The sequence below is a fragment of the Gottfriedia acidiceleris genome, from assembly GCF_050457485.1.
In the GTDB taxonomy this organism is placed as follows: domain Bacteria; phylum Bacillota; class Bacilli; order Bacillales; family Bacillaceae_G; genus Gottfriedia; species Gottfriedia acidiceleris_D.
Window position 1 is genome coordinate 211,113 of record NZ_JBCMJM010000007.1, and the last position, 22,476, is coordinate 233,588.

The window sequence follows — 22,476 nt, forward strand, 5'->3', positions numbered from 1 at the left end:
CAAGCTAAGTTTTCTTACTGTTAACCGGTAAAAAAAAACTAAAATATTCCATATGTATAAATTTTTTTGTATTTTCCGACAAAAAACGATACGATAATTCGATGATTTCCCCCAATACACGACAGATAAAACATGGAGTAAACTTTATTTAAATTCAAGTATTAAGAAAAGTTGTTAATGCTTGAATTTTCTAAAAATGAAGAACGGATGATTTTTAATGAATTATTTGAATCTTCAGAGGGGGGAAAACATGAAAGATAGAAAAGTGTCTAAAAAAAGTTTGAGGCCAACTAAGAAAGTGTTCTCGATCGTCGCATTGAGTTCAATGTTTCTTAACGTTGTTGTACCTCATAGTTTCGCTAGTGTAAATACTGCTGAAACGAAACTAAATGAACAAGGTTTATCAAGTAATACTTTTAGTGCAAAAGAGGTAAACCGTATTCTTGACGGGCTTACTCCCGAGCAAAAAGCAAATATTAATAAACTAACTGGAGCAGATAATGCTCAAAAAATACGTGTCGAGCATAAGGATTTAAATAGTTCAAAAAATATTAAAGTAATTGTTCAATTTAAACAAGATCCAGCTAAAGTCGAAATCATTAAGCAATCTTTGGCTAAGGGTGGAGCAACTGCAAATAGTCAAGCTTTTGCATCTGAATATGCTGATGCACAACAAAAAGTAAAGGATTCTCATTCATCATTTCAAAAATTTGTGAGTGCGCAACCGAAAACGCAAATTGTTGGCGGAAAATCAGTGAACACTGGGATGCAAATTACTAGAAAATACACAGACGCTTTTAATGGTGTAGAGTTATCACTTCCAGGGAATCAAGTGGCAAAATTAGCGGAAAACCCTGATGTTGCTTCTGTTTGGCCAATCTTAGAGTTTACGGCAGAATCAGGAACTACATCACAGACTTCAGTATCTAGTTCGGTTGGAAAGCCAACAGATGGACTAAAATTACTAGGTGTCGACAAGCTTCATGAGGAAGGATACACGGGAGTAATTAAAAAAGGACCTCGTCAAGGTCAAAAAGTAAAAGTTGGGGTATTAGATACAGGTATTGATTACAATCACCCTGACCTATACAAAGTAACGCATGATGAAAACGGAAAATTATATGAAGGTCATGACTTTGTAAACTCGAAAGTTGATGCACAAGGAAATATCCAGTATATCGATGACAATGATCCGATGGAGACGATTTATCCGGATTGGGAGGAGCAAAAGGCAAATCCAAATCCATACCAACCACCTGCGACTGGCAATTACAAGGATTATATTACTGAACATGGAACGCATGTTGCTGGGACGATTGCAGCTAACACAACGGATAATAATGGCGTGTTTTCTGCAAATGGTATGGCGCCTGATGTTGAACTTCATGGTTATCGTGTATTAGGTCCTAGTGGACATGGTACATCGGATTCTGTTCTAAACGGAATTGACCAAGCTGTTAAAGACCAAATGGACGTAATTAATCTTTCATTAGGTGCAACTATTAACGATCCATTATACCCAACGAGTATTGCAATTAATAATGCAACATTAGCGGGAGTTGTTTGTTCGATTTCAGCAGGAAACAGTGGACCAGGTCAAGCGACAGTTGGATCGCCAGGAACATCACCACTTGCAATCACGGTTGGGGCAAGTAGTATTCCTGAACAAATTCCAACAATGACAATTAAAAATGGTAATGATTCTTATCCATCGCGTTTATTCGGAAAGAGTTTCGCTGATGCAGACGATGCACTAAAAGGCCAAACACTTCCAATAGTAGACGTGGGTTTAGGTAGTGCAGCAGATTACGATGGAAAAAATGTAAAAGGAAAAATTGTACTTGTTCACCGTGGCGGTGATTATTTACAAACCAAAATGGCAAATGCACATAATGCAGGTGTGAAGGCGATGATCATCTGGGATAATAATGCCGACGAAGCAACACAAGGATATATCCCGAACTTCTTAGGGATCAGCCAAGACAATGTATATAGTGTTCAATTAACACAAGAACAAGGTCAAAAGCTGTCAAATACGATTAAAGCAAGTCCAGATACAGCAACGATCACATTCCCAACGACGCTAGATACGCCAATCGTGAAAAATGGTGATGAATTAGCAAGCTTTAGTTCGACTGGACCTGTTAAAGACTGGACAATTAAACCAGATGTAGTAGCACCAGGTGTGGATATCATTTCAACACAGCCATATGACATTTGGGAACCACAAAACGATACAACGCACGACTATAAGTATGCATATGCATCAATGTCGGGTACATCAATGGCAGCACCACATACAACTGGGGCAATTGCACTTGTGCTTTCAGCTCATCCTGATTACACGCCAGCTGATGTTAAAACGGCGTTAATGAATACAGCAAAAGATATCAATACTGATTCGACAAAATACAGTGTGTATCAAGTAGGTGCAGGTCGAATTGATCCTACTCGCGCGATCAATTCTGATATTAAGGTACAAGTTCTAGACAAGGCAATCACAAGTGACACGATGGATGGTTCTTCTGGAGTAAAAGAAATTGATCAGATTACTGGAAGTATGTTCTTTGGTTTTAAAGGACGTGGAGAAGGTGCAACAAACGGGTCAGATGATGTTGTATCGTCTAAAGACTTTAATGTTGTAAATACGGGAAGTGCATCAAAAACGTTTAAAGTAAGTACTGCATATCTGTCTACGAAATTTGCACAATCAAATAAAGTAGGTCCAGGTACAGGAAATGATGTGAAAATCGACTTTACAACGAACGGAGTTAAAGGAACATCGATCGAGGTTGGTGGAAACAGTACAGCGAAAACAACTGCTACAATAACCGTTCCAGCAAACGCTTTAGATGGAACGTATGAAGGGTATATTAACCTTGTAAATGCAGCAGATTCAAATGAAACTTATCGTATTCCGTTTACGATTACTGTTGCAGAAAAAGGGATTAATTCGTTTAATGTCGCGATAAAAGCGATGGGATTTGGGGGTATTTCGGCCTATACTTTCTCAGTGAATAACGAAATGGCAAACTTCTATACTGTCATAAAGGATAAAGATGGAAAATATATCGGGTTATCGAACACATTAGCAAGTGGTAGTAACATAACACCTGGTGTCCAGTATGGCCCATTACTAACACTTTTCAATGGTTTGTATCTACCATTTACAAAAAACTACGATGGAACGTATGACCCATCTGGCATCTCAAGTAAAACAGAAGTATTACCTGAAGGCGCATATTCATTGGAGATGATTGCAACGGATAAAGAGGGGAAACGCTACACAGCTGAAGATACCGTTTATGTAGATGGTACACCTCCAACAATGAAGATGGACAGTGATTCTAAGTCAGGTATTTATGAAATTGATCCGGCAGGGTACTTGCCAGGACAAGAAATTAAATCATTTGAAGGAACTGTATATGATTCAAATGTTGATGTGATGAAAAATAATGGTGAAACATCAGTACCGAGTCCAAAAGATGGAAAGCCAGTGCCTGTAAATCAAGCGTTAAACAGAGTAGTGGGTTATCAAGATAGTATGTATCCGACAGTTTACTTCGATACAAATGCGAATGGTCGTTTCCATTTTGGTGTTACAGCTGAGGATGTAGCAAATAAATTCGGAAGTGAATTTATTATTGATCCGGTCGACTATGCAGGCGAAGAAGATTTCGATACAACAAAAGAGACATATTACTTTATCAAAAAAGGAAACCCATATGTAACACTTACCTATTCTGGAGGTGTAGATGCTGGAGCAAACAATCAAGATAAGGTTGTAGTTGATGATAACAAGCCTTTCAAAGTGACAATCGCTACGAAATATGGAAAAGGAATGACTGGCGGTAAATTCACTCTGAACGACACTGGAGTATACAAATTTAGTAATATTAGATTGACAGATGAGTATAAAAACTATCTAATCAGTAAAGGAATCAATCCTGATAATGTTTTAACAATCGGTCAACCATATACACATCCATATTATCAAATAGGTAAAAGCACGGATGTAACAATTTCTGGAATTGAAGCAAAAGGTGCACTTGAACAGGATATGAATATTATTGAAGCAGATGTGACCTATCAAAGCGAGGATCCGATTGTTGGAGCAAGAGAATTTCCGCTATTACAATCGAATTTAACCTTATCAGGTGAAGATACGCAAGTGGCGTGGTTCCCGACAAATGTACCGTATGTAAGACAGTCGAAGTCACTGCTTAGAGGCCAAGTAGCAGCTGAGTCATTTTCGAGAAACAACATAAACAATAACTATCCTCAATTCACAGTGGATTCAGGAGCAAAAGTAACGGTAACAAATGACAAAGGAAAAACGTTTACAACGGATAACCCGACATCACTAAATAATACAATGGCCTATGCGTTTATTAACCCATATTATGCCGTAACAATGGATGTAAGTGATAAGCCATACTCTGTAGAGGCGAGTGTTCCAGGACATTTCAAAGGATATGGTAAAACGCCGGTTATTGGTGAAAATAAATATGGATACCAATCAGGTACAGTAAAAGATATGCGTGGTCTATTCCCAATTCTTTTAGGTGGGGATGTTAATGGCGATAACGTCATCGACATGAAAGATTTGATGAAAGAAACCGATGTTTATTATCAGTATAAAAACTTAAATAATTTTAATAATCCAGACAATACACTAGCAAATAAAACGGCATTCTTAAACACGAACCGTAATGCAGATATTTATTGGATTAAGCCATCTGGTTTTGGTTATGGCATTGATTACAATGACTTTTATTTCATCTTTAAAAACTTTGGTAAGCAAAATCAAAGTGCAATTGATGCAGGGTTAACAGTGTCAACGCCACAAATGACAGTGGATCAAGATACAACGATTACGACTCAATATGGTGGTAATATCACGTTAAATGCGGGCGACACGATGCAACAAGTTATGCAAAAGCTAAACTTTACAGCTCCAGCCCAAGCTAACCCAGTTGCACCGAAGTTACAGGACTTACAAAATGGGGCAACCGTTTCTATGTCTCCATCAAGCACGGTGTTCGTTGACGATGTGGTATGGAGAAATGCGATTACAAAAATCATGCTCGGTTCAACCGATGTAACAGATAAAGTAACAATCACACCAGCTTATATGTATAATGATGCCAATGGTGTTTCGCAAACAATGCCATCTAAAATTACGTTACCTGGTAATTTATTTCCAACAGCAACGAATTACACTTTGACTGTTAAAGCAACAGGATACCAAGATATAACGAAAAGCTTAACTGTTTCTGCTGTACCAATTCCAACGCCTGCGATTCCTATAATCACGGACCCAACTCAAGCGCATATCGGGCAAGATTTAACATTAACTTTCCCTGAAGATGCGAACTGGCGAAATGGAATCAATAAAGTAATTGTGACAACATATAATGGAAAGAGTATGGACATTACGAATTTAATTAATCCAGATACGAATAAAAAATATTATGACATTAGTCAATCAGGAAAAATTACATTCAATGCAAAAACATTTATGACCAATTCAACTCTTGATCCGAAAAATGGTTCAACTTATGGGCAAGCGACAGTAAACCCAGGTGGAACAAGCTATCTGCCACAGCTTTACAGATTTACAATTGGCTCAACAGGTGCGAATGGAACGGTTTATCCAGATGTAATCGCGGGTTCTGACCCAGTTTACACAGGTCAACAACCGGTTGGATACAGTATTACATTCGATAGCCAAGGTGGATCATACATTAAGCCTATGGCAATTGGATATAGAACAGGCGCAAGCCGTTCTGATGGACCAAATAGTGATTTAATAAACTATAACAAACCAGCTCCAACAAGACCTGGATATAAATTCCTAGGTTGGTTTAATGAGCCAGCAGGAATAACGTATATGGATACTGGAAGTCCTCTGACGAAGGACATTACGGTTTATGCGAAATGGCAAATGAATACAACTCAAAGCTATTCACCTGTCGATAAAGCGAATCCAAATGGATTATCATTTGACGGAACGAATGGTGCCGTTAGTGGAATTGGTTGGGTGTTAGGAGAAGGCGATTTAAAAATTAACATTCCTGACTATTTAACAAATGTTGCTTGGTTAACAGGTAAAGACAAGATTTCTAAAATAGAAGCAACTTTCTATGCACTGAAGAGTGATGGTTCAACAGAAACGACACCGACTAAGTATACTTTAGATCCAAGCACTTATGACTTGTCTTCTAATGGTAGTAACGGAGTTCTTTCATTCAATACAGCAACTCATGATCAAGCTGTTAAAGCGGGTCAAACGAAATTAGGAGAGAAATTTGCATTTAGTGAAATGCCAACGGTTGGAAATATTGGTGGTATCCTTGGATATAATCTGACAATAACGTCAACAACAGGTGAAAATGTCACTGTTCCGAATATTAAACTTGGATACAGACGTCATATCGATTTAAACGGTGGGGCGTTAAAGAATTCTAATGATGTATTCTTCGCTGATGCTCTTGTCAATGGGAAGGCGAATGTTCCGAATATGGAAACTGGTGCAACACATGTAACGAATGGTAGTTTGACTATTAGTAATGATTTATATTTGGATGCAGCTGGTTCAAGTGATAAGAAGTCCGATATTTCTCAAAATAACAGTAAGTTTATAACGGATAATGCAACTTACTATTTATGTTGGATGAAAGTACCGCCTACTGTTTCAAAGGATACAACTGGAAACATCGTAGGAAGTGATATTACGTTACCATTTAACGATGATGGAACGTGGAAATCGAACATTAAAGCAGTAAAAATTGGTTCAAAAACATTAGTTCAAAATACTGATTACACGATTAATACGAATAGTATTACGTTAAAAGCAGACCTATTTAAAACTGCTCAAAAATTCAATGTAACGATTGAATCAGAAGGATATAAAGATGTTAATGTGACTGATCAAATCGTAGGATACACAGTAACATTTGAATCAAATGGTGGAGATGCTGTTCCAGCACAAATCGTTGACAGAACTGCAGCAAAACCAATTGATCCATCGAAGGTTGGTTATAAGTTCTACGGTTGGTATGCAGATAAAGATTTAACACTGCCATATGATTTTTCAACCACAATCGTGAGTAAACCGATTACTCTATATGCAAAATACGCGTTAGCAGGTTCAGTAGTGTCACCTGATACAACTGATAATGCACTTGGAAACGATGTTGTCCTTGAGTTCAGCGATAACGAATGGGCAAAAGCAATTTCAGGTATTAAGTTGAACGGCTTAAGCGTAGATAAAGCAAAATATGCAATTGATTTTTCAAAACGCACGATTACTCTTGATAAGAGTGTATTCACTAAAGTAAAAGATTACACGATTAGCATTCAAGCAAACGAATATGCAGAAGTTACTTTAGTACAGAAAATTGTAAATGGAGTAGAAGTTCATTTCGTTCTTCCAGGGGATGCACCGGACGAATTGAAACAAGCAGTAACAGACAAGATCGTTACTCGTCGTATTACAGAACCAGTAGTTTACGGTTACGATTTATCATGGTTTATTGATAGTGAACACACAATTCCTTGGGATTTCACGAATTCAATTTACTCTACAAAGACACTTTACGGAAAATGGTCAGTTCATAAGTTCACAGTAGAATTTAACAAGCAAGATGGAAGCTTAGTAGAAACAAAGAAAGTGGATTATAAAACAACAATGACAGCACCAACAGCACCAACAAGAACTGGATATACTTTTGTTGGATGGTATAAAGATGCTGCAGGCCAAACACCATGGAATTTTACAACAGATAAAGTAACAGCAGATACAGAGTTATTTGCTAAGTGGAACATTAACTCGTACACAGTTAAATTTGATAGCCAAGGTGGAAGTGCAGTAGATGCTATAAAAGCAAATTATAACACTATGATTGCTCAGCCAACTGTACCAACAAGAACAGGTTACACTTTTGCTGGATGGTACAAGGATGCTGCAGGTCAAACACCATGGAATTTTGCAACTGATAAAGTAACGAGTGACACAACAATGTACGCAAAATGGTCTCTAAATAAACCGAACGTTAACCAAATCGATGAAAATGATCCAAAGATTTCAGGATCCACTTTAGCAAATGCAACGATTACTATAAAAATCAATGATGTTGTAATTGCAACTGGAAAAGCTGATTCTAAAGGAATATTTAGTATCCAAATTAAACAACAAAAAGTAGGTACAGAGTTATCAGTCTATGCAAAGGATTCAACTGGTAATGAAAGTTCTGCAACAAAGGTTAAAGTTGTAAAGAAATAACAAGCAATACAAATTACTCTCAAGTAAAAAATCAAAAAGGGTGCTTATGATATTAAGAAGATGGATTAAACACCCTTTTTGATAAAGTAAATAATTAGATCAGCTTTTTTCAATTAAAAACTTTCCCTTAAAAATAGTAAAGACAAGAATACTTAATTGGATTCTTGTCTTCTTTTTTCTTCATTTTAGAGAAATATAAGACTTTTTATTACGCATTTTGATGTTAGATATGTTAATAATAAAAATGAATTAATTTTTAATATAAAAATGAAAATTAGTACATATGGAATATTGATTTAGTTTTCTTAAGGAGTAGTTGGAACCATGAATTTTGATCAAATGGAACATATTGTAACTGCGTCTAATGAATTGTCAATTACAAAAGCAGCTGAAAAATTATTTATCTCTCCTTCTGGAATGAGTCAATCAATTACTCAGTTAGAAAATGAGCTTGGCATAAAAATATTTAATCGCTCTAAACAAGGCGTTACACCTACGTTTGAAGGGAAAATTGTTATATCAAAAGCGATTACTTTATTAGGTACGATTAAAGAACTTAATAAAGAAATAGAAGATTTTAAAAATAAAAGTAATTCTCATTTAAAGATTTTAACAGCGCCTACTTTTTCTGCTATGCTTCAGGAAACGATGATCGAGTACAATGAGAAAAATAATGATGTGTCGTTTGAAGTTGTTGAAGAAAATCCTGCTAATATCATTCAGAATTTCAGTAAGCAAGATTATGATTTTGCTCTTATACCTGGTTCAATGGAAGAATTAAAAAAAGAAAAATTTATTGAGTCTGAACATGTATATACTGGACATATTTGTATTGCAGTCGGTAAGAAATCACCGTTTTATTCTCAAGATACTGTTACGCCAAGTGATTTAATAAATACAAAAATTGTGATGTATAAAAACTCAGATTATAAATCTTTGCAAAAGATTTCAAAAATGAATCCAAAAAATGTCGTCCTTAAAACAAATAGAAGTAGCTTACTCTATGAACTAGTTAAAGAAAGTCAAGCAATTTTATATTTACATGATTTTTCAATAAGAAATCGCCCAATGGTATTAAATGGAGATATTCGAATTGTTCCTTTAAAGGAAGAAACGTTTTTTGAGTTAGATTTTTGGTTGATTTATTTACAATCTAAAATTTTATCACCACTCGCGATGGACTTTATTAGGGAATTTAAAAGTAAGTTTAATAATCTTATTTAAAAAAAGATAGTGAAGCCAGGTTATGTACTGACTACACTATCTTTTTTTATTCTTCAAGCTGAGACTCTTTTCCAATTGCACCTGTACTTAAAATTGATACATTAACCTTAGTATGTATTTTAATCGTAGGGTATACCTTTTCCCAGTTAAGCTTTTTCCACATCTGTGGGTTATGTTCTTTTAAATAACGCCCGATAGCTATTACATCACTATTAGCAAGTTGAATGTCATCAATCACATTTTGAGCTCTTTTATTTAAATCCTTTTGAATATATGATCTAATTTCTTCTTCACCTAAAATTTTAATAGTCGTTAATTCGTTTACTCTCACCTTTGTATTTATCGCTATATTTACTACTATTTTATCTTTAGAAGTTGAAACTGATAGTTTTTTTCTAGGGCGGATAATCTCATAAGCAATTGTGTTAAAAGGTGCTTTTATTTTTTTATTTTCAGGAATAGTTGTAATAAAATTCCCTGTTATTCCGTATCTCCCCATCATCATAAGAAGTAGAGGGGATTGATCAGCTGAAATAAAATTCCCTGTATACATACCATTATGAAGTAATCCAGTTCCAATTACTTCAACATTGTCGTTAATTGTTTTATCTATAATTGGTAAAGCAGAATCAATACCTCTTTCTGCATTTATAGTATAAAAATCATGTAAATCCATTTGGGGAGAGATAGAACGAACTGCTGCAGCTTTTAGTGTATCAGATAATATAGAAGATAATGGTTTGTTTTGTACTATTTTTAAATCTAAAATGTTTTTTGCGGGTTGCTTATTAACAATTGCTAACTCAACATTAATATTTGAAATAGTTTTCCGGGTAAAAGTATCTATTAATCGTTTGAAATTTACTTTTGAGAATTCTTCACCAATTAAAAAAACTCTTGTTTTTGATGTAGTAATATCTCCAGGAAGATATGATTGTAAATTCATACCGGCATGATAAACAGAATCTTTTTTAGCAGTTAATAATTCATTTTTGAAATCATAAACACCAGCACCTTTTCCAATCAGTTCTAAAATAAGTGTGTTAATTTCAATTTTGTTATCTTTATCTAAGTCAAAACTGATTCCATTAATTATAGTTTTTTCTCCTATAGTTCTTGTATCCCAACAGCCAGTAACTAATAATAGCATTGAAAATAAGTATAATAATTTCAGCGATTTACGAATCATTTTATTAGCCCCCTAACTTTGTTTATAAGGAACAATAGACATGGAATGATAATGATAAAAATTGGATCCAAATAGCCTCCAATTTGAATTAGTGTTTCTCTTCGAATTATTAGATTTGAAATTAACGGATAGAAAGAAAATATTAGTATTATGATGAAAAGTAATATACTAGTTCTCTTTTTTATAAGTAATGATAAACGTTTATGTACGTCCTCACTTACGATATAAATATAATTCACAACAGTTGCAGTAATTACAATTGTCCAAAGACTTAAAAATATAGTATCAAGCCCGTCAATCATCTTAAATTGAAATGTTTTAAAAATATAAAGGATTGGGTCAATGATGATACTATTTTCCTTATTACTCAATTTGACAAAAGAAGTAAATATAACAAAAGTGAATAGTAATGTCGAAAAAAGATTCACGAAAGATAGGGTAATTAATTTCTTTTTTGTATCTTGAAAACTAGGTGGTATAAATAAAAATATTTCAAAACCTAACATTCGTAAAAAAGAAGCATATGCTCCAGAACCGATTTGTTTAATTCCAATTTGACCTACTGGTAATACTCTTCCAATATGTACATTTTGATATGCGCTTATCAACAATAATATAAAAATAATAAAAATAAAAGTACAAAGTACATATGTTCTAGCAATAGTTTGTAAGTCTTTTTTAGCAACAAAAAATGCAGCTAATAAAAATAAAATAAGAATTAGCCAAGCAGGGCTTTTTGGAAATAGCCAAATTGTAACAATATCAGAAAATCTTAATGATATGACGAGAACTACATAAAGAAAATAAATGTAATAACAAATATTGATACATGTTCCAATAAATGGAGTAGTCAAAATTTTAGTATAATCAGTAAAGCTTTTAGTTGGAAATTTTTTATATAAACTAAAATAAATGAATAATATAATTTGAACTAATATTCCACCAACCAGGACAGAAATCCATCCATCTTGACCAGCTATTTTGTATATGGCATTTGGTAAGTTAGTAATTGTGACTCCAAATTGAGTAAACAGAATTAAATAGATTAAGTGTTTATTGTTGATCATGATTTTTACTCTTTCTATTTTTTAGAAATAAAAATTCAGAGAAGGCTGGATTTTCTACATAACGAAAACCTAAAGAACTTATTTTTGCTATATGTGCTAAAATAATAAAAATTCCTAAACATATTCCAAGGAATCCAAATATAGATGCCAGGATTAGAAGTGGGAATCCCAAAAATCGTGACGAAATTGACATATCTCTTGAAGGCAGTGAAAAAGATGCAACAGCTGTAATTGCAATTACAACGACCATTGAATTTGAAATTAAATTTGTTTGTACAATAGAAGTTCCAATGACAATGGCCCCAACAGTACCAATTGTTGATCCGATTTGATTTGGTAATCGGATTGAAGCTTCTTTCAAAAGCTCTAAAATAATCATCATCGTAAATGCTTCTGCTAACGGCGGAAGAGGTACATTTTCAATTGATAATTTTAAAGTATAAAAAATAGATAGAGGTAAAATATTCGAATGATAAGTAGTAACAGCAATATACAAAGCTGGTAATAATAAGGTTATCCAAAATGCAAATATTCTCATAATATAAAAAGATACTCCGAGTAGCCATCGGAAATTAAGATCTTCTGTACTTTGAAAAAAACTATAAATATTATGTGGAAATAATAAAGCGTTTGGCTCATTATCAAGAAGTATGGCCGGCTTACCATTTAATAAATGACGCACTGTACGATCGGGTCTTTCAGTCCTCATCACCTGTGGAAACGGAGATGAAGGATATTCTTCCATTATATATTGAATATGTCCCGACTCAATCATTCCGTTAGTCTCAGCTTTTCCACTAGCCTCTAGATTTTTTATTCTTTGTTCAATTGTTGTTATCATTGATTGCGGTGTAAGATTAGTTAAATAAAAAATAGAAAGATTTATTGGGTATTTTTTACCAACAGTCATATTTTTTATGATTAAGTCTTTTGTCCGTATCCTTTTTCTGATTAAGTTTGAATTTGTTTTAAGACTCTCAACAAAACTGTCGTGAGAACCTACTGTAATTGCTTCGATCTTGGATTCATCAATTGAACGATCGTTATTACTTGGTGTAGCATACGCAATTGCAATATTTTTATCATTGTCATTAAATGCAATGACATTACCATTAAGTATTAATTGAAAACATTCGTCTATAGCAGTTACATCTGTCGAATCTAGAATACTTGTTACAACATGATTTGAATCTTTCTTTTTGAAAGCACTTTCTAAAATATGGGATTGAATCAATTCAGAGTCAATCAATGTATCTAAATAACATAAATGAAGTGAAATCTCACCTGTTGAATAGTTTTTATATTTAAAATCTGAACTCAATTTAAATGCACTTTTTAGTTCTTCGAGCATGGAGGTTTTTTCATTTACTTCCATCATAAATTCACCCCTTAAAAACACCACAAGATATAAATAATATTCCCTGAACTAAATTGGATATGTATGGAAAACAATCCTATAATTAACAAAATCAATAGATGGTTAAGTAACATACGTAGAGAATCAAACAATCTCAATTTTCTTTTTTGTTTCGATTAACGATGCCTGATTTGTCTATTAGGGCATTTTTTTTGTTTCGTAAACATAAATTTTGTAGTGAATCTCATACTTAAGTAATGTTAACTTGATATCGGCATAAATAGGTGATTTTCAATTTGCTGAGCTTTTAAAACGGCATCTTAGTATATAGATTTTTTTAGATTTAATTAATATATGAATGCTTTTTTAAGAAAGGGGTTGAGAATTTATCATGCATATAATTGGAAAAGGAATACCCCGCAAAGAATCATTCGAAAAAGTAACCGGTCATGCAAAATATACAGATGACTATGAGACGAACGAAATGCTTCATGCTCGTTTGGTCACAAGTCCATATGCGCATGCCATTATTAAAAGCATAGATGCAACCGATGCTCAAAACATCAAGGGGATTCGAAAAATTGTATTTGGTGAAAACCTACCTTTAGTAGGAGAAGCTATACTTGATCGATATCCAATCGCTTATGATCGTGTTCGATTTTTTGGTGAGGTTGTAGCAATTGTAGTGGCAGATACACTATTTGCAGCACAAGAAGCTGCTAATTTAATAAAAGTGCAATATGAATTACTTCCTATTGTAAATTCTCCCTCTGAAGCGCTTAAACAAGACGCTCCACTTGTCCATCCTAATCTAGGTGAATATGAAGTTAATGAAGGAGTTTATCCAGAGCCAGGTACAAATATTGCAACAAGAATCAAAATTCGAAAAGGTGATTTTAACAAAGGGTGGAGAGAAAGTGAAGTAATGATTGACGAGAGCTTTGGATTTAGACCATCTGATCATTCTGCAATGGAAACAAGATGTTCTTTTGCTCAAATACATCATGATGGGACAATTGAAATTACTACTTCTTCACAATGCCCGTTTATGGTTAAGGATTTAATTGGAGAGTATTTTGGTATTAAGCCTGGAAAAGTTATTGTAAACACGCCCTTTGTAGGTGGGGGCTACGGTGGAAAAGGAGCTGTCCAGTTAGAGCTTTTAGCCTATATTGCTTCAAGAGCAGTAAATGGACGATTAGTAAAAATATATAACACCAGAGAAAATGACATGCTTTCATCACCTGGTCATATTGGACTTGAAGCCAATGTGAAATTAGGATGTACAAAAGAGGGAATGCTCAAGGTCGCAGAAATTCAGTTTTTATGGGACGGCGGCGCATATGCTGATAAATCAATTGACTTAACACGGGCTGGAGCTGTTGATTGTACTGGACCTTACAATATCGAAAATATTTGGTGTGATTCTTTATGTATGTACACGAATCATCCATATCCAGCACCTTTTAGAGGATTTAGCCATTCTGAAGTCCATTTTGCATTTGAGAGAGCGATGGATATTCTTGCTAGAAAACTAAATATGGATCCTATTGAACTACGTGAAAGAAACGCCATTAAACCAGGTGATACAACACCAACTCAAGTCGTTTTAAACTCTAGTACGGTTGGGAATCTACCAAAATGCATTGAAAAAATGAAAGAATTAATGAATTGGCAGGAAGGTCAAGTTGTTGACTTAGGAAATCATAAATTAAGAGTAAAAGGGATTAGTTGTTCCTGGAAAACTTCTACGATTACTCCAAATGCAAGCTCAGGTGTCATATTGATCTATAATGCTGATGGTAGTATTAATTTAATGTCTGGCGTTGTAGAAATCGGTCAGGGAACAAAAACGATTCTTGCTCAAATGTTGGCAGAAATCCTCAAAATGGATATAGAAGATATCCATGTTCAAATGAATATCAATACATTAAATACACCTGAGCATTGGAAAACTGTTGCAAGTAGAGGAACGTTTATGGCCGGAAGAGCTCTGCTCGCAGCAGCTGAAGATTTGATTCGTCAACTAAAAGATTTAGCCTCATTTATATTGCGTGCTCCTGTAGAAGATTTAGAAGTTGGTTATGGAAAAGTGTACTTAAGAAGTGAACCGGATAATAACATAGCAATTGAAAAGATCGCTTATGGATACACATTTCCAAATGGTAACTCAATAGGTGGACAAATAATTGGGAGGGGACATTATATTTTAACAGGCTTAACAAAAATTGATCGAGAAACTGGAGCTGGAAAACCAGGACCAGAGTGGTCGGTTTGTGTACATGGTGTAGAAGTAGAAGTTAATACGAAAACATATGAATATAGGATACTTAAAGCAGTTACAGCTGTTGATATTGGCAAAGTACTAAACGAAAAAACCGCAACAGGTCAGGTTAAAGGTGCGATGAGCATGGGATTATCATTTGCAGGAAGGGAGACCTTCCATTTTGATACAAATGGTAGAGTACTTAATCCGCAATTACGAACATATCGACCAATTCGATTTGGAGAGAACCCTAAATATGAAGTAGCATTTATTGAAACGCCACAAGTTGATGCGGTTTTTGGTGCAAGAGGAGTAGGGGAGCACGGTTTATTAGGAATGCCAGCTGCTCTAGGCAATAGCCTCTCTGCTGCACTTTCAGTAAACATAAATAATTTACCAATTATCCCAGAACTATTATGGAAAGTAAAAGAAGGTGGGATCTAGGTTTGTTATCTTCTAATATAGAATACTATAAACCAATGACAATTAAAGAAGCATTGGAGCTTTTTTATTTTTTAAAGGCTAATAACAGAAGACCAATTTATTATGCAGGTGGGACTGAAATTTTAACACTTGGCCGGTTAAATCTAGTCGAAACAGATGCCCTAATTGATATAAAAGAATTAAAAGAATGTCAAATGTTTGAATTTAATCAGGATTATTTAGTTTCAGGTACTGTCATTACACTAACTGATATAGAAGAAAAAAACCTCTTTCCATTATTAAGTAAAACATCTATGGAAATAGCTGACCATACTGCAAGAAATAAAATAACGCTAGGTGGAAACTTATGTGGTCAAATTTTTTACCGTGAAGCAGTTTTGCCATTTCTACTTTGTGATAGCCAAGTAATTGTTGCAGGATTTAAGGGTACAGAGGCTTTTCCAATCAATCAAATCTTCAATCAAAACTTTCAGCTCGAGGACGGACAACTTATCATCCAGCTTTTAACAGATAAAAAATATATCAATCTACCTTTTCTAAGTATAAAAAAACGTCAGCAATGGGATACAGGCTATCCATTACTAACGATTGCTTCAATTAAAATAGATAATCAAATACGCTTTGCAATTAGCGGTTTATGTCCATTTCCATTTCGATCAAAACAAATGGAAGCCGAATTAAATAATTCGAGTGTAAATGTAGTAGAACGAATTCAAAAAGCATTACAATTCATTCCAGGGGAAGTACTTGATGATGTAGAAGGTTCAAAAGAGTACCGATTGTTTGTCCTAAGAAACTTATTAGAAGAGATGATTTCAGAAATGGAGGGAAGGTAATGGACCAGTCTCCAACAAAAAAATTAAGTGTTTCTTTAACGATTAATGATGAAATTCGAGAAGTGGAGATCCGGCCAACAGACACTCTCCTTTATGTGTTGCGAACAAAACTCGGTCTCACCGGTGCAAAGCCAGGCTGCCTTAATGGAGACTGCGGTGCTTGTTCAGTCGTAATTAATGATACTGTTTATAAGTCATGTATCATGCTTGCTGTTGAGGCAGTTGGTCAAAAAATCACTACAATTGAGGGATTAAAAAATTCGCCAATTCAAAAAGCCTTTGTTGAACAGTTTGCATTTCAATGTGGCTATTGTACGCCTGGATTTATTATGAATTGTCATGCATTATTATTGAAGAATTCTCAGCCGACCTATGAAATGATGAAAGAGTGGCTATCTTCAAATATTTGTAGATGTACTTGCTACGAAGAAATTGAAGCAGCTGTGTTATCAGTTATTGAAAATCGTGAAACACCAAATAATAATGAGATTGAAAAGGTCGAATAATGCTTTTTTCAATCATTGTACTGTGTCACTTGATTTTCGTTGTGTAAAGAAGAAAATAAACGAAATAACGGAAATTGCCAAAAGAAAAACTTGGGTATCAGTCGGTCTTACCGTAGGGATATCTGTTAAAGACATAATCACCATTCCTTTATTTACTAAAGATTTGCGGATCAATATCGAAGTGTTTCGATACAATTTTTTTACAAAAGTAATACGTTTTTTTTAGAAAAGGAAGTGTCGGTTCGCTAACTGGCGCACCAAAAATAGGACCACTCACATTTAATGAGAATCTACCGGGTCCTATAACTGAGCTTACAACTCGAACTTCATCAATTAATAGTAAAATAGCAATTATGATATCGACTACATCAATGAGAGTATTTGTAAATTGATCTCCATATTTACTTTCTACACGTTCTCTACCTAATAAGGGTCCACTTAGAGAAAGACTAAATTCTCCAGACGTTACAAATACACCTATTATCGTAATTTGGCCAGTTAGTAATAATGCTGCAGCGGCGACATTTAAATCTCTTTGAAGAGTAGCGATAATACGAAGATCTTCTTTAATCTTATAGTCATTCATTGGATCACACCCTCATGCCTATCATATTCATTAAGTGCCCAAGTGTGAATGGAGAAAGTCAGGAAGGCAAGGCTAAGAAAACAAATTTTGACATAAAAAGTTCAAAAACCCTGATGCTGCTACACTTTATTCGTAGCAGCATCTTTATTTTTAGTGATAGAATTGGTAAAATATATAATGGTGCTGTTCAATATTAAGAATTTATTAAAAGAAAATCATAAATGAAGATTTTACTAAATAAAAATGAAAAGAGAAGCAATGTTTATAAACCACTTCCTTTTGGAATGTGGTTATGTTTGTATAAGTATAAGATAAATCCATACTACTTAGGCAATTAGGATAAAAAGCAAGGAGGTTGTAGAATGGATGTGAAAAAATTTTTTCAAAGCGGCACATTTAGACGATTAGCGATCTTTTTATGTATCGCTCTAGTGTTGATTTTAATTCGGAAAATAATAAATTTAGTATTACTAATATTCATTTTTACTTATTTAATGGATCGGATACATAAATTTATTACGAATAGATTGAATAAGATACTGCCAGTTAACCGTTTAGTTGTTGTCTATTCTTTGTATGTTGTCATTGTGGCGGCGTTAGTGTTTGGAATCTATAATTATTTACCGATTATTACAACTCAGGTCGTTCAACTAATCGTCCAAATAAAAACGTTTTATATGAATCCACCAGACGAACGAATCATAAATTATATCGTTACAGCAATTAAAAAGGTAGAAATATCAGGTTATACGGAACAAGGACTAGACTTTTTATATAAGTACGCATCTAATATTAGTCAATGGGGGATTGAAGTATTAATTGCTTTAGTTCTAAGTTTCTTTTTCCTACTTGAAAAGCCTCGCATTATCGCTTTTACACGAAAATTTAAAGATAGTAAAATATCACTATTTTATAATGAAATGGCTTATTTTGGTGAAAGGTTTTCACGTTCTTTTGGAAAAGTGATTGAGGCACAATTTATCATTGCATTTGTCAATTGTATCCTATCGGTCATAGCATTAAATTTTATGGGATTCCCTCAGTTAATCGGATTAGGCTTTCTGATTTTCTTACTTGGTTTAATTCCGGTAGCAGGGATGTTTATCTCACTAATTCCTCTTTGTACGATTGCCTATACAATTGGTGGAATGCCTCATATTATGTATGTGATTATCATGATTTTAATCTTACATGCGCTAGAAAGTTATTTCTTAAATCCAAAGCTTATATCGGCTAAAACAAATTTACCTGTTTTTTATACATTTTTGATTCTTGTATTTTCAGAACGATTTTTTGGCGTATGGGGTCTGATCATCGGTATTCCAGTATTTATCTTTTTACTAGATGTACTTGATGTAACCGATCATGACAAGAAAGAGAATGAAGCGACAGAATAAAAAAAGATGATATTAATCGTATTTCATGCGATTGATATCATCTTTTTATTTTTAGCCTACATATGAGTGCATTTCAGATTTTATAAATTTTATGAACTGCTTTTCAAGTTGAGAGAAAGTTTTGTTTTTTGAACGGATCAGTCCAAGTGATACGTCTAATTGATCGTAATTTATTAAATCAATTTCGACAATTTCACCTTGCAATACATATGGGTTATTTCTTAAAACAAAATCAGGAGCAAAACTAATTGCTACTCCACTTAAAACCGCTCTCGCAATTGCATCTGAGTGATTTGATGAAAATAATATATTCATATCCCCGTATTTCTGTTGAAGTTTACTCGTAAACCATTTCATACAATCTCCGTTGTATAAGATAAACTTTTCAAAAAGTAATTCTTCAGGTGTAATTTTTTTTGAAACTGCAAATGGTGAGTTTTTGCTTACAAATACCTTCATTTTACCTTGTAGAATAATTTCTGAAATTAACTGATCCGACTCCTTAAAAAGCTCACCGTATAGACAAACAACTCCAATATCATGTTCGTTCTTAAAAACAGATTCAATCGTTCGAATCGTGCTATTTTCAACTACTTCGATCGTCATATTTTCATTTTTTTTCCTAAACTTCATTAAAGGTGCTAAAAAATGATTAATAAATGCTGGAATTGTTGAAACACTAAAATCACTTATATTTTGTTCTTTACTTCTTCGTGCTTCTTCTTTTAATTCTTCATATTTTAAAAGGATTTCCCTCGTTTTGTTGATAATATTTGTACCTTCTTTTGTTAAAGTGACACCAAATCGAGATCGATTAAAAATTTTTATTCCAAGGTCTTCCTCAACCTTTGTAATCGCCTGACTAACTCCGGAGTGACTTACATGAAGATTCTCCGCAGCAGATGAAATAGACCCAGTTTTAGCGACTTCCACGATAAATTCTAATTTTTGCAAATGCATTTTTTATACCACCTATTGATAACACTCAAATTAATTATTTTTATGTAAATTTAACATATTTCCTCTTCTTTTATATATTAAAGTTTTTGATATTAATATAAGAAAATGTGATAGTGCTATACATAATGCAAAAATTTAATCCAACTATTAATCTCTTATTTAGAGAAATTGGTAGTTTTTTGTTTCTATGAGATTCCATTAAATTACATAATATAAAATTATTGGGAAAACCTAATCGAAAATCTTTTTTATTGGTCACTTTGAAATATAAGATCTGGAGTAGAAACATGTATAAAAAATTGATGACAAAAAGTCTATCTATTTTTCTTATTAGCTTAATGTTTTTTTGTAGTACAAATATAGGAAGTAAAGCATTTTCGAAAGCAATGCCCCCAACAAAATATACTACGAAATCCAATGCAAAAATGTTTAGTGAATTGAACTTTTCGAATCAGCAAGATTTTGCAGATGCACATAAAGGTTTTATTGCTCCTTTAAATCCTGAACCAATTAAAAATTCAATTGGAAGAGTTATTTGGGATAATCGGCAATATTCATTTATTAAGGAAGGTGAGTCATCTCCTTTAACTGTTAACCCAAGCTTATGGAGACAAGCTCAATTACAAAATACGTCGGGATTGTATAAAGTAGTTGACGGTGTGTATCAAGTTCGTGGACAAGATGTTTCTGTGATGACGATTGTAGAGGGGAAAACTGGTCTAATTGTTTTGGATACATTAAGTTCTGTTGAAACAGCTAAAGCTGCAATGGAGTTATATTACGCCAATCGTCCCAAAAAACCTGTCAGTGCAATTATCATTAGTCATAGCCATGCAGATCATTTTGGTGGTGTGGAAGGTGTTGTTCAATATGGAAAAAATCCTGAAAATGTTCCAATTATTGTGCCTAGTAATTTTACAAAAGAAGTAATTAGCGAAAACATCCTATTAGGAAACATCATGTCACGCCGTGCAAGCTATATGTTTGGAAGTTTATTACCTGTAAATGAGAAAGGGTTTGTAACAGCAGGTGTTGGTCCAGGACTTAGTACTGGTACAATCAGCTTTCTTCCACCGACGATTGAAATTAAAGACTCAGTTCAAACAATGGAAATCGATGGAATTAAGTTCAAGTTTTTATTAACGTTGAATACCGAAGCTCCGTCTGAAATGCATTACTATATTAACGAATACAAAACGCTAGTCGTAGCGGAAAATACAGGCCATACGATGCATAATTTTTATACTTTAAGAGGTGCTAAAACAAGAGACGCTTCAGAATGGGTTAAAGCATTAGATCATACGATTGATCTATTTGGTAAAGAAGAAATTTATGCGATGGTAACAGCTCATAGCTGGCCATTATGGGGTAAGGAACGAGTGTTAGAGCAACTTTCAAAACAACGTGATTTATACAAATATATTCATGATCAAACAGTTCGTATAGCAAATCATGGATACACAGCAGATGAAATAGCTGACCAAATAAAACTTCCGAAAAGTTTAGATACATATTGGGCAAATCGGGGGTATTATGGAAATTTAAAACAAAATGCAAAAGCAGTATATAATTTTTACTTAGGCTTTTTTAGTGGTAATCCATCTGATTTGGACCCATTGCCACAGGATGAAACAGGTGCTAAGTATGTTCAATATATGGGTGGGGAAAAAAATGTTTTGAAGAAAGCAAAAGTGGACTACAAAAATGGGGAGTATCGTTGGGTAGCACAAGTATTGAAAAATGTAGTGATGACTAATCCAGAAAATAAAGAGGCAAAAAAATTACTTGCTAATACGTATGAACAATTAGGTTACCAGGCTGAATCTGCTGCTTGGCGCAATTTTTATTTAACTGGTGCTAAAGAACTAAGAAATGGTGTTGTGAAAGACAATTCAAAGGAACCACCTACAGTTAACCTAAAAACAGTATTAAATATGCCGGTAAATGATTTCTTAAATTATATCTCAATAAAATTGAATGGCCCAAAAGCTGAGGGGAAAAATTTTGCTTTCAATGTGGATTTTACAGATTTGAAAACAAACTACTCATTGGATATAAGAAATTCTGTTTTACATTATCATCAAGACACTGTAGCTCAGAATCCAGATGCAACAATATTAGTTGATAAGGCGACTTTTTATTTAGTTTTTTTAGGGAAATTAGACTTGGGTAAGGCAATTGCAAATGGAAAAGTAGAAATTACTGGAAGTAAAGAGAAATTTGTAGAGATGTTACGTTTATTTGATCAATTCGATCCGTGGTTAAATATCGTAACTCCATAGGCACTTGCCAAAAATTTAGAGAGGTAAAAAAAGGCATTCTTCCATTTTTTTTGAAGGAATGTCTTTTTTATTCCA

The 22,476-nt window shown here is 33.9% G+C and carries 13 protein-coding genes; 7 read left to right on the top strand and 6 right to left on the bottom strand.

Annotation, left to right across the window (positions count from 1 at the left end; all coding sequences use genetic code 11):
- Window positions 1-250 precede the first annotated feature (250 nt).
- Both ABEY15_RS07455 and ABEY15_RS07460 read left to right on the top strand, forming a co-directional pair.
- Complete coding sequence (locus ABEY15_RS07455) at window positions 251-8,287, top strand: S8 family serine peptidase (protein WP_429889487.1); 8,037 nt, start codon at window positions 251-253, stop codon at window positions 8,285-8,287.
- Window positions 8,288-8,611: 324 nt separating this feature from the next.
- Window positions 8,612-9,511, top strand: coding sequence for a LysR family transcriptional regulator (locus ABEY15_RS07460; protein WP_429889488.1), 900 nt, complete (start codon window positions 8,612-8,614; stop codon window positions 9,509-9,511).
- Between the two features lie 46 nt (window positions 9,512-9,557).
- Here ABEY15_RS07460 and ABEY15_RS07465 read toward each other — a convergent pair whose 3' ends face one another.
- The 3 genes from ABEY15_RS07465 to ABEY15_RS07475 are packed head-to-tail and all read right to left on the bottom strand — an operon-like array spanning window position 9,558 to window position 13,145.
- Entirely contained in the window at window positions 9,558-10,700 is a 1,143-nt protein-coding gene (locus ABEY15_RS07465) for a Ger(x)C family spore germination protein (protein ID WP_429889489.1), read from the bottom strand.
- Window positions 10,697-11,767 carry a GerAB/ArcD/ProY family transporter gene (locus ABEY15_RS07470; RefSeq protein ID WP_429889490.1) on the bottom strand — a complete coding sequence of 357 codons (1,071 nt, stop codon included), beginning with the start codon at window positions 11,765-11,767 and terminating at the stop codon, window positions 10,697-10,699. The genes ABEY15_RS07465 and ABEY15_RS07470 overlap by 4 nt, the downstream gene beginning before the upstream one ends.
- A complete protein-coding gene (locus tag ABEY15_RS07475) occupies window positions 11,754-13,145 on the bottom strand; it encodes a spore germination protein (protein WP_429889491.1) in 1,392 nt (463 codons plus the stop codon). Before ABEY15_RS07475 ends, ABEY15_RS07470 begins: the two co-directional genes overlap by 14 nt.
- Before the next feature lie 370 nt (window positions 13,146-13,515).
- Here ABEY15_RS07475 and ABEY15_RS07480 point away from each other — a divergent pair, with 370 nt between their 5' ends.
- From ABEY15_RS07480 to ABEY15_RS07490, 3 genes are read left to right on the top strand one after another with little or no spacing between them, the layout of a single operon-like run.
- Entirely contained in the window at window positions 13,516-15,834 is a 2,319-nt protein-coding gene (locus ABEY15_RS07480) for a xanthine dehydrogenase family protein molybdopterin-binding subunit (protein WP_429889492.1), read from the top strand.
- A gap of 2 nt (window positions 15,835-15,836) precedes the next feature.
- Window positions 15,837-16,670 (top strand): FAD binding domain-containing protein, encoded by an 834-nt coding sequence (locus ABEY15_RS07485; RefSeq protein WP_429889493.1) that lies wholly within the window; start codon window positions 15,837-15,839, stop codon window positions 16,668-16,670.
- Window positions 16,670-17,176 (top strand): (2Fe-2S)-binding protein, encoded by a 507-nt coding sequence (locus ABEY15_RS07490; protein WP_429889494.1) that lies wholly within the window; start codon window positions 16,670-16,672, stop codon window positions 17,174-17,176. The genes ABEY15_RS07485 and ABEY15_RS07490 overlap by 1 nt, the downstream gene beginning before the upstream one ends.
- 12 nt (window positions 17,177-17,188) lie before the next feature.
- Here the strand turns inward: ABEY15_RS07490 and ABEY15_RS07495 are convergent, their stop codons facing one another.
- Together ABEY15_RS07495 and ABEY15_RS07500 are read right to left on the bottom strand one after the other, a co-directional pair.
- Window positions 17,189-17,311, bottom strand: coding sequence for a hypothetical protein (locus tag ABEY15_RS07495; protein ID WP_429889495.1), 123 nt, complete (start codon window positions 17,309-17,311; stop codon window positions 17,189-17,191).
- Between the two features lie 13 nt (window positions 17,312-17,324).
- A complete protein-coding gene (locus ABEY15_RS07500) occupies window positions 17,325-17,762 on the bottom strand; it encodes a hypothetical protein (RefSeq protein WP_429889496.1) in 438 nt (145 codons plus the stop codon).
- 362 nt (window positions 17,763-18,124) lie between these two features.
- Here ABEY15_RS07500 and ABEY15_RS07505 point away from each other — a divergent pair, with 362 nt between their 5' ends.
- The gene (locus ABEY15_RS07505) at window positions 18,125-19,159 is read left to right on the top strand and encodes an AI-2E family transporter (RefSeq protein WP_429889497.1); all 1,035 of its coding nucleotides are present in this window, start codon (window positions 18,125-18,127) and stop codon (window positions 19,157-19,159) included.
- A 51-nt stretch (window positions 19,160-19,210) separates the two neighbouring features.
- On the opposite strand, the gene ABEY15_RS07510 is transcribed toward ABEY15_RS07505, so the two are convergent.
- Complete coding sequence (locus ABEY15_RS07510; protein ID WP_429889498.1) at window positions 19,211-20,119, bottom strand: LysR family transcriptional regulator; 909 nt, start codon at window positions 20,117-20,119, stop codon at window positions 19,211-19,213.
- Between the two features lie 287 nt (window positions 20,120-20,406).
- On the opposite strand from ABEY15_RS07510, the gene ABEY15_RS07515 reads away from it, so the two are divergent.
- On the top strand, window positions 20,407-22,401 hold the full coding sequence (locus ABEY15_RS07515) for an alkyl/aryl-sulfatase (RefSeq protein WP_429889499.1): 1,995 nt from the start codon (window positions 20,407-20,409) through the stop codon (window positions 22,399-22,401).
- Window positions 22,402-22,476 lie beyond the last annotated feature (75 nt).

What these genes read in the sequence shown, in the direction of transcription:
- ABEY15_RS07455 (WP_429889487.1), top strand. Translation starts at nt 251, where the DNA reads ATGAAAGATAGAAAAGTGTCTAAAAAAAGTTTGAGGCCAACTAAGAAA.
- ABEY15_RS07460 (WP_429889488.1), top strand. Translation starts at nt 8,612, where the DNA reads ATGAATTTTGATCAAATGGAACATATTGTAACTGCGTCTAATGAATTG.
- ABEY15_RS07465 (WP_429889489.1), bottom strand. Translation starts at nt 10,700, where the DNA reads ATGATTCGTAAATCGCTGAAATTATTATACTTATTTTCAATGCTATTA.
- ABEY15_RS07470 (WP_429889490.1), bottom strand. Translation starts at nt 11,767, where the DNA reads ATGATCAACAATAAACACTTAATCTATTTAATTCTGTTTACTCAATTT.
- ABEY15_RS07475 (WP_429889491.1), bottom strand. Translation starts at nt 13,145, where the DNA reads ATGATGGAAGTAAATGAAAAAACCTCCATGCTCGAAGAACTAAAAAGT.
- ABEY15_RS07480 (WP_429889492.1), top strand. Translation starts at nt 13,516, where the DNA reads ATGCATATAATTGGAAAAGGAATACCCCGCAAAGAATCATTCGAAAAA.
- ABEY15_RS07490 (WP_429889494.1), top strand. Translation starts at nt 16,670, where the DNA reads ATGGACCAGTCTCCAACAAAAAAATTAAGTGTTTCTTTAACGATTAAT.
- ABEY15_RS07495 (WP_429889495.1), bottom strand. Translation starts at nt 17,311, where the DNA reads ATGTCTTTAACAGATATCCCTACGGTAAGACCGACTGATACCCAAGTT.
- ABEY15_RS07500 (WP_429889496.1), bottom strand. Translation starts at nt 17,762, where the DNA reads ATGAATGACTATAAGATTAAAGAAGATCTTCGTATTATCGCTACTCTT.
- ABEY15_RS07505 (WP_429889497.1), top strand. Translation starts at nt 18,125, where the DNA reads ATGGATGTGAAAAAATTTTTTCAAAGCGGCACATTTAGACGATTAGCG.
- ABEY15_RS07510 (WP_429889498.1), bottom strand. Translation starts at nt 20,119, where the DNA reads ATGCATTTGCAAAAATTAGAATTTATCGTGGAAGTCGCTAAAACTGGG.
- ABEY15_RS07515 (WP_429889499.1), top strand. Translation starts at nt 20,407, where the DNA reads ATGTATAAAAAATTGATGACAAAAAGTCTATCTATTTTTCTTATTAGC.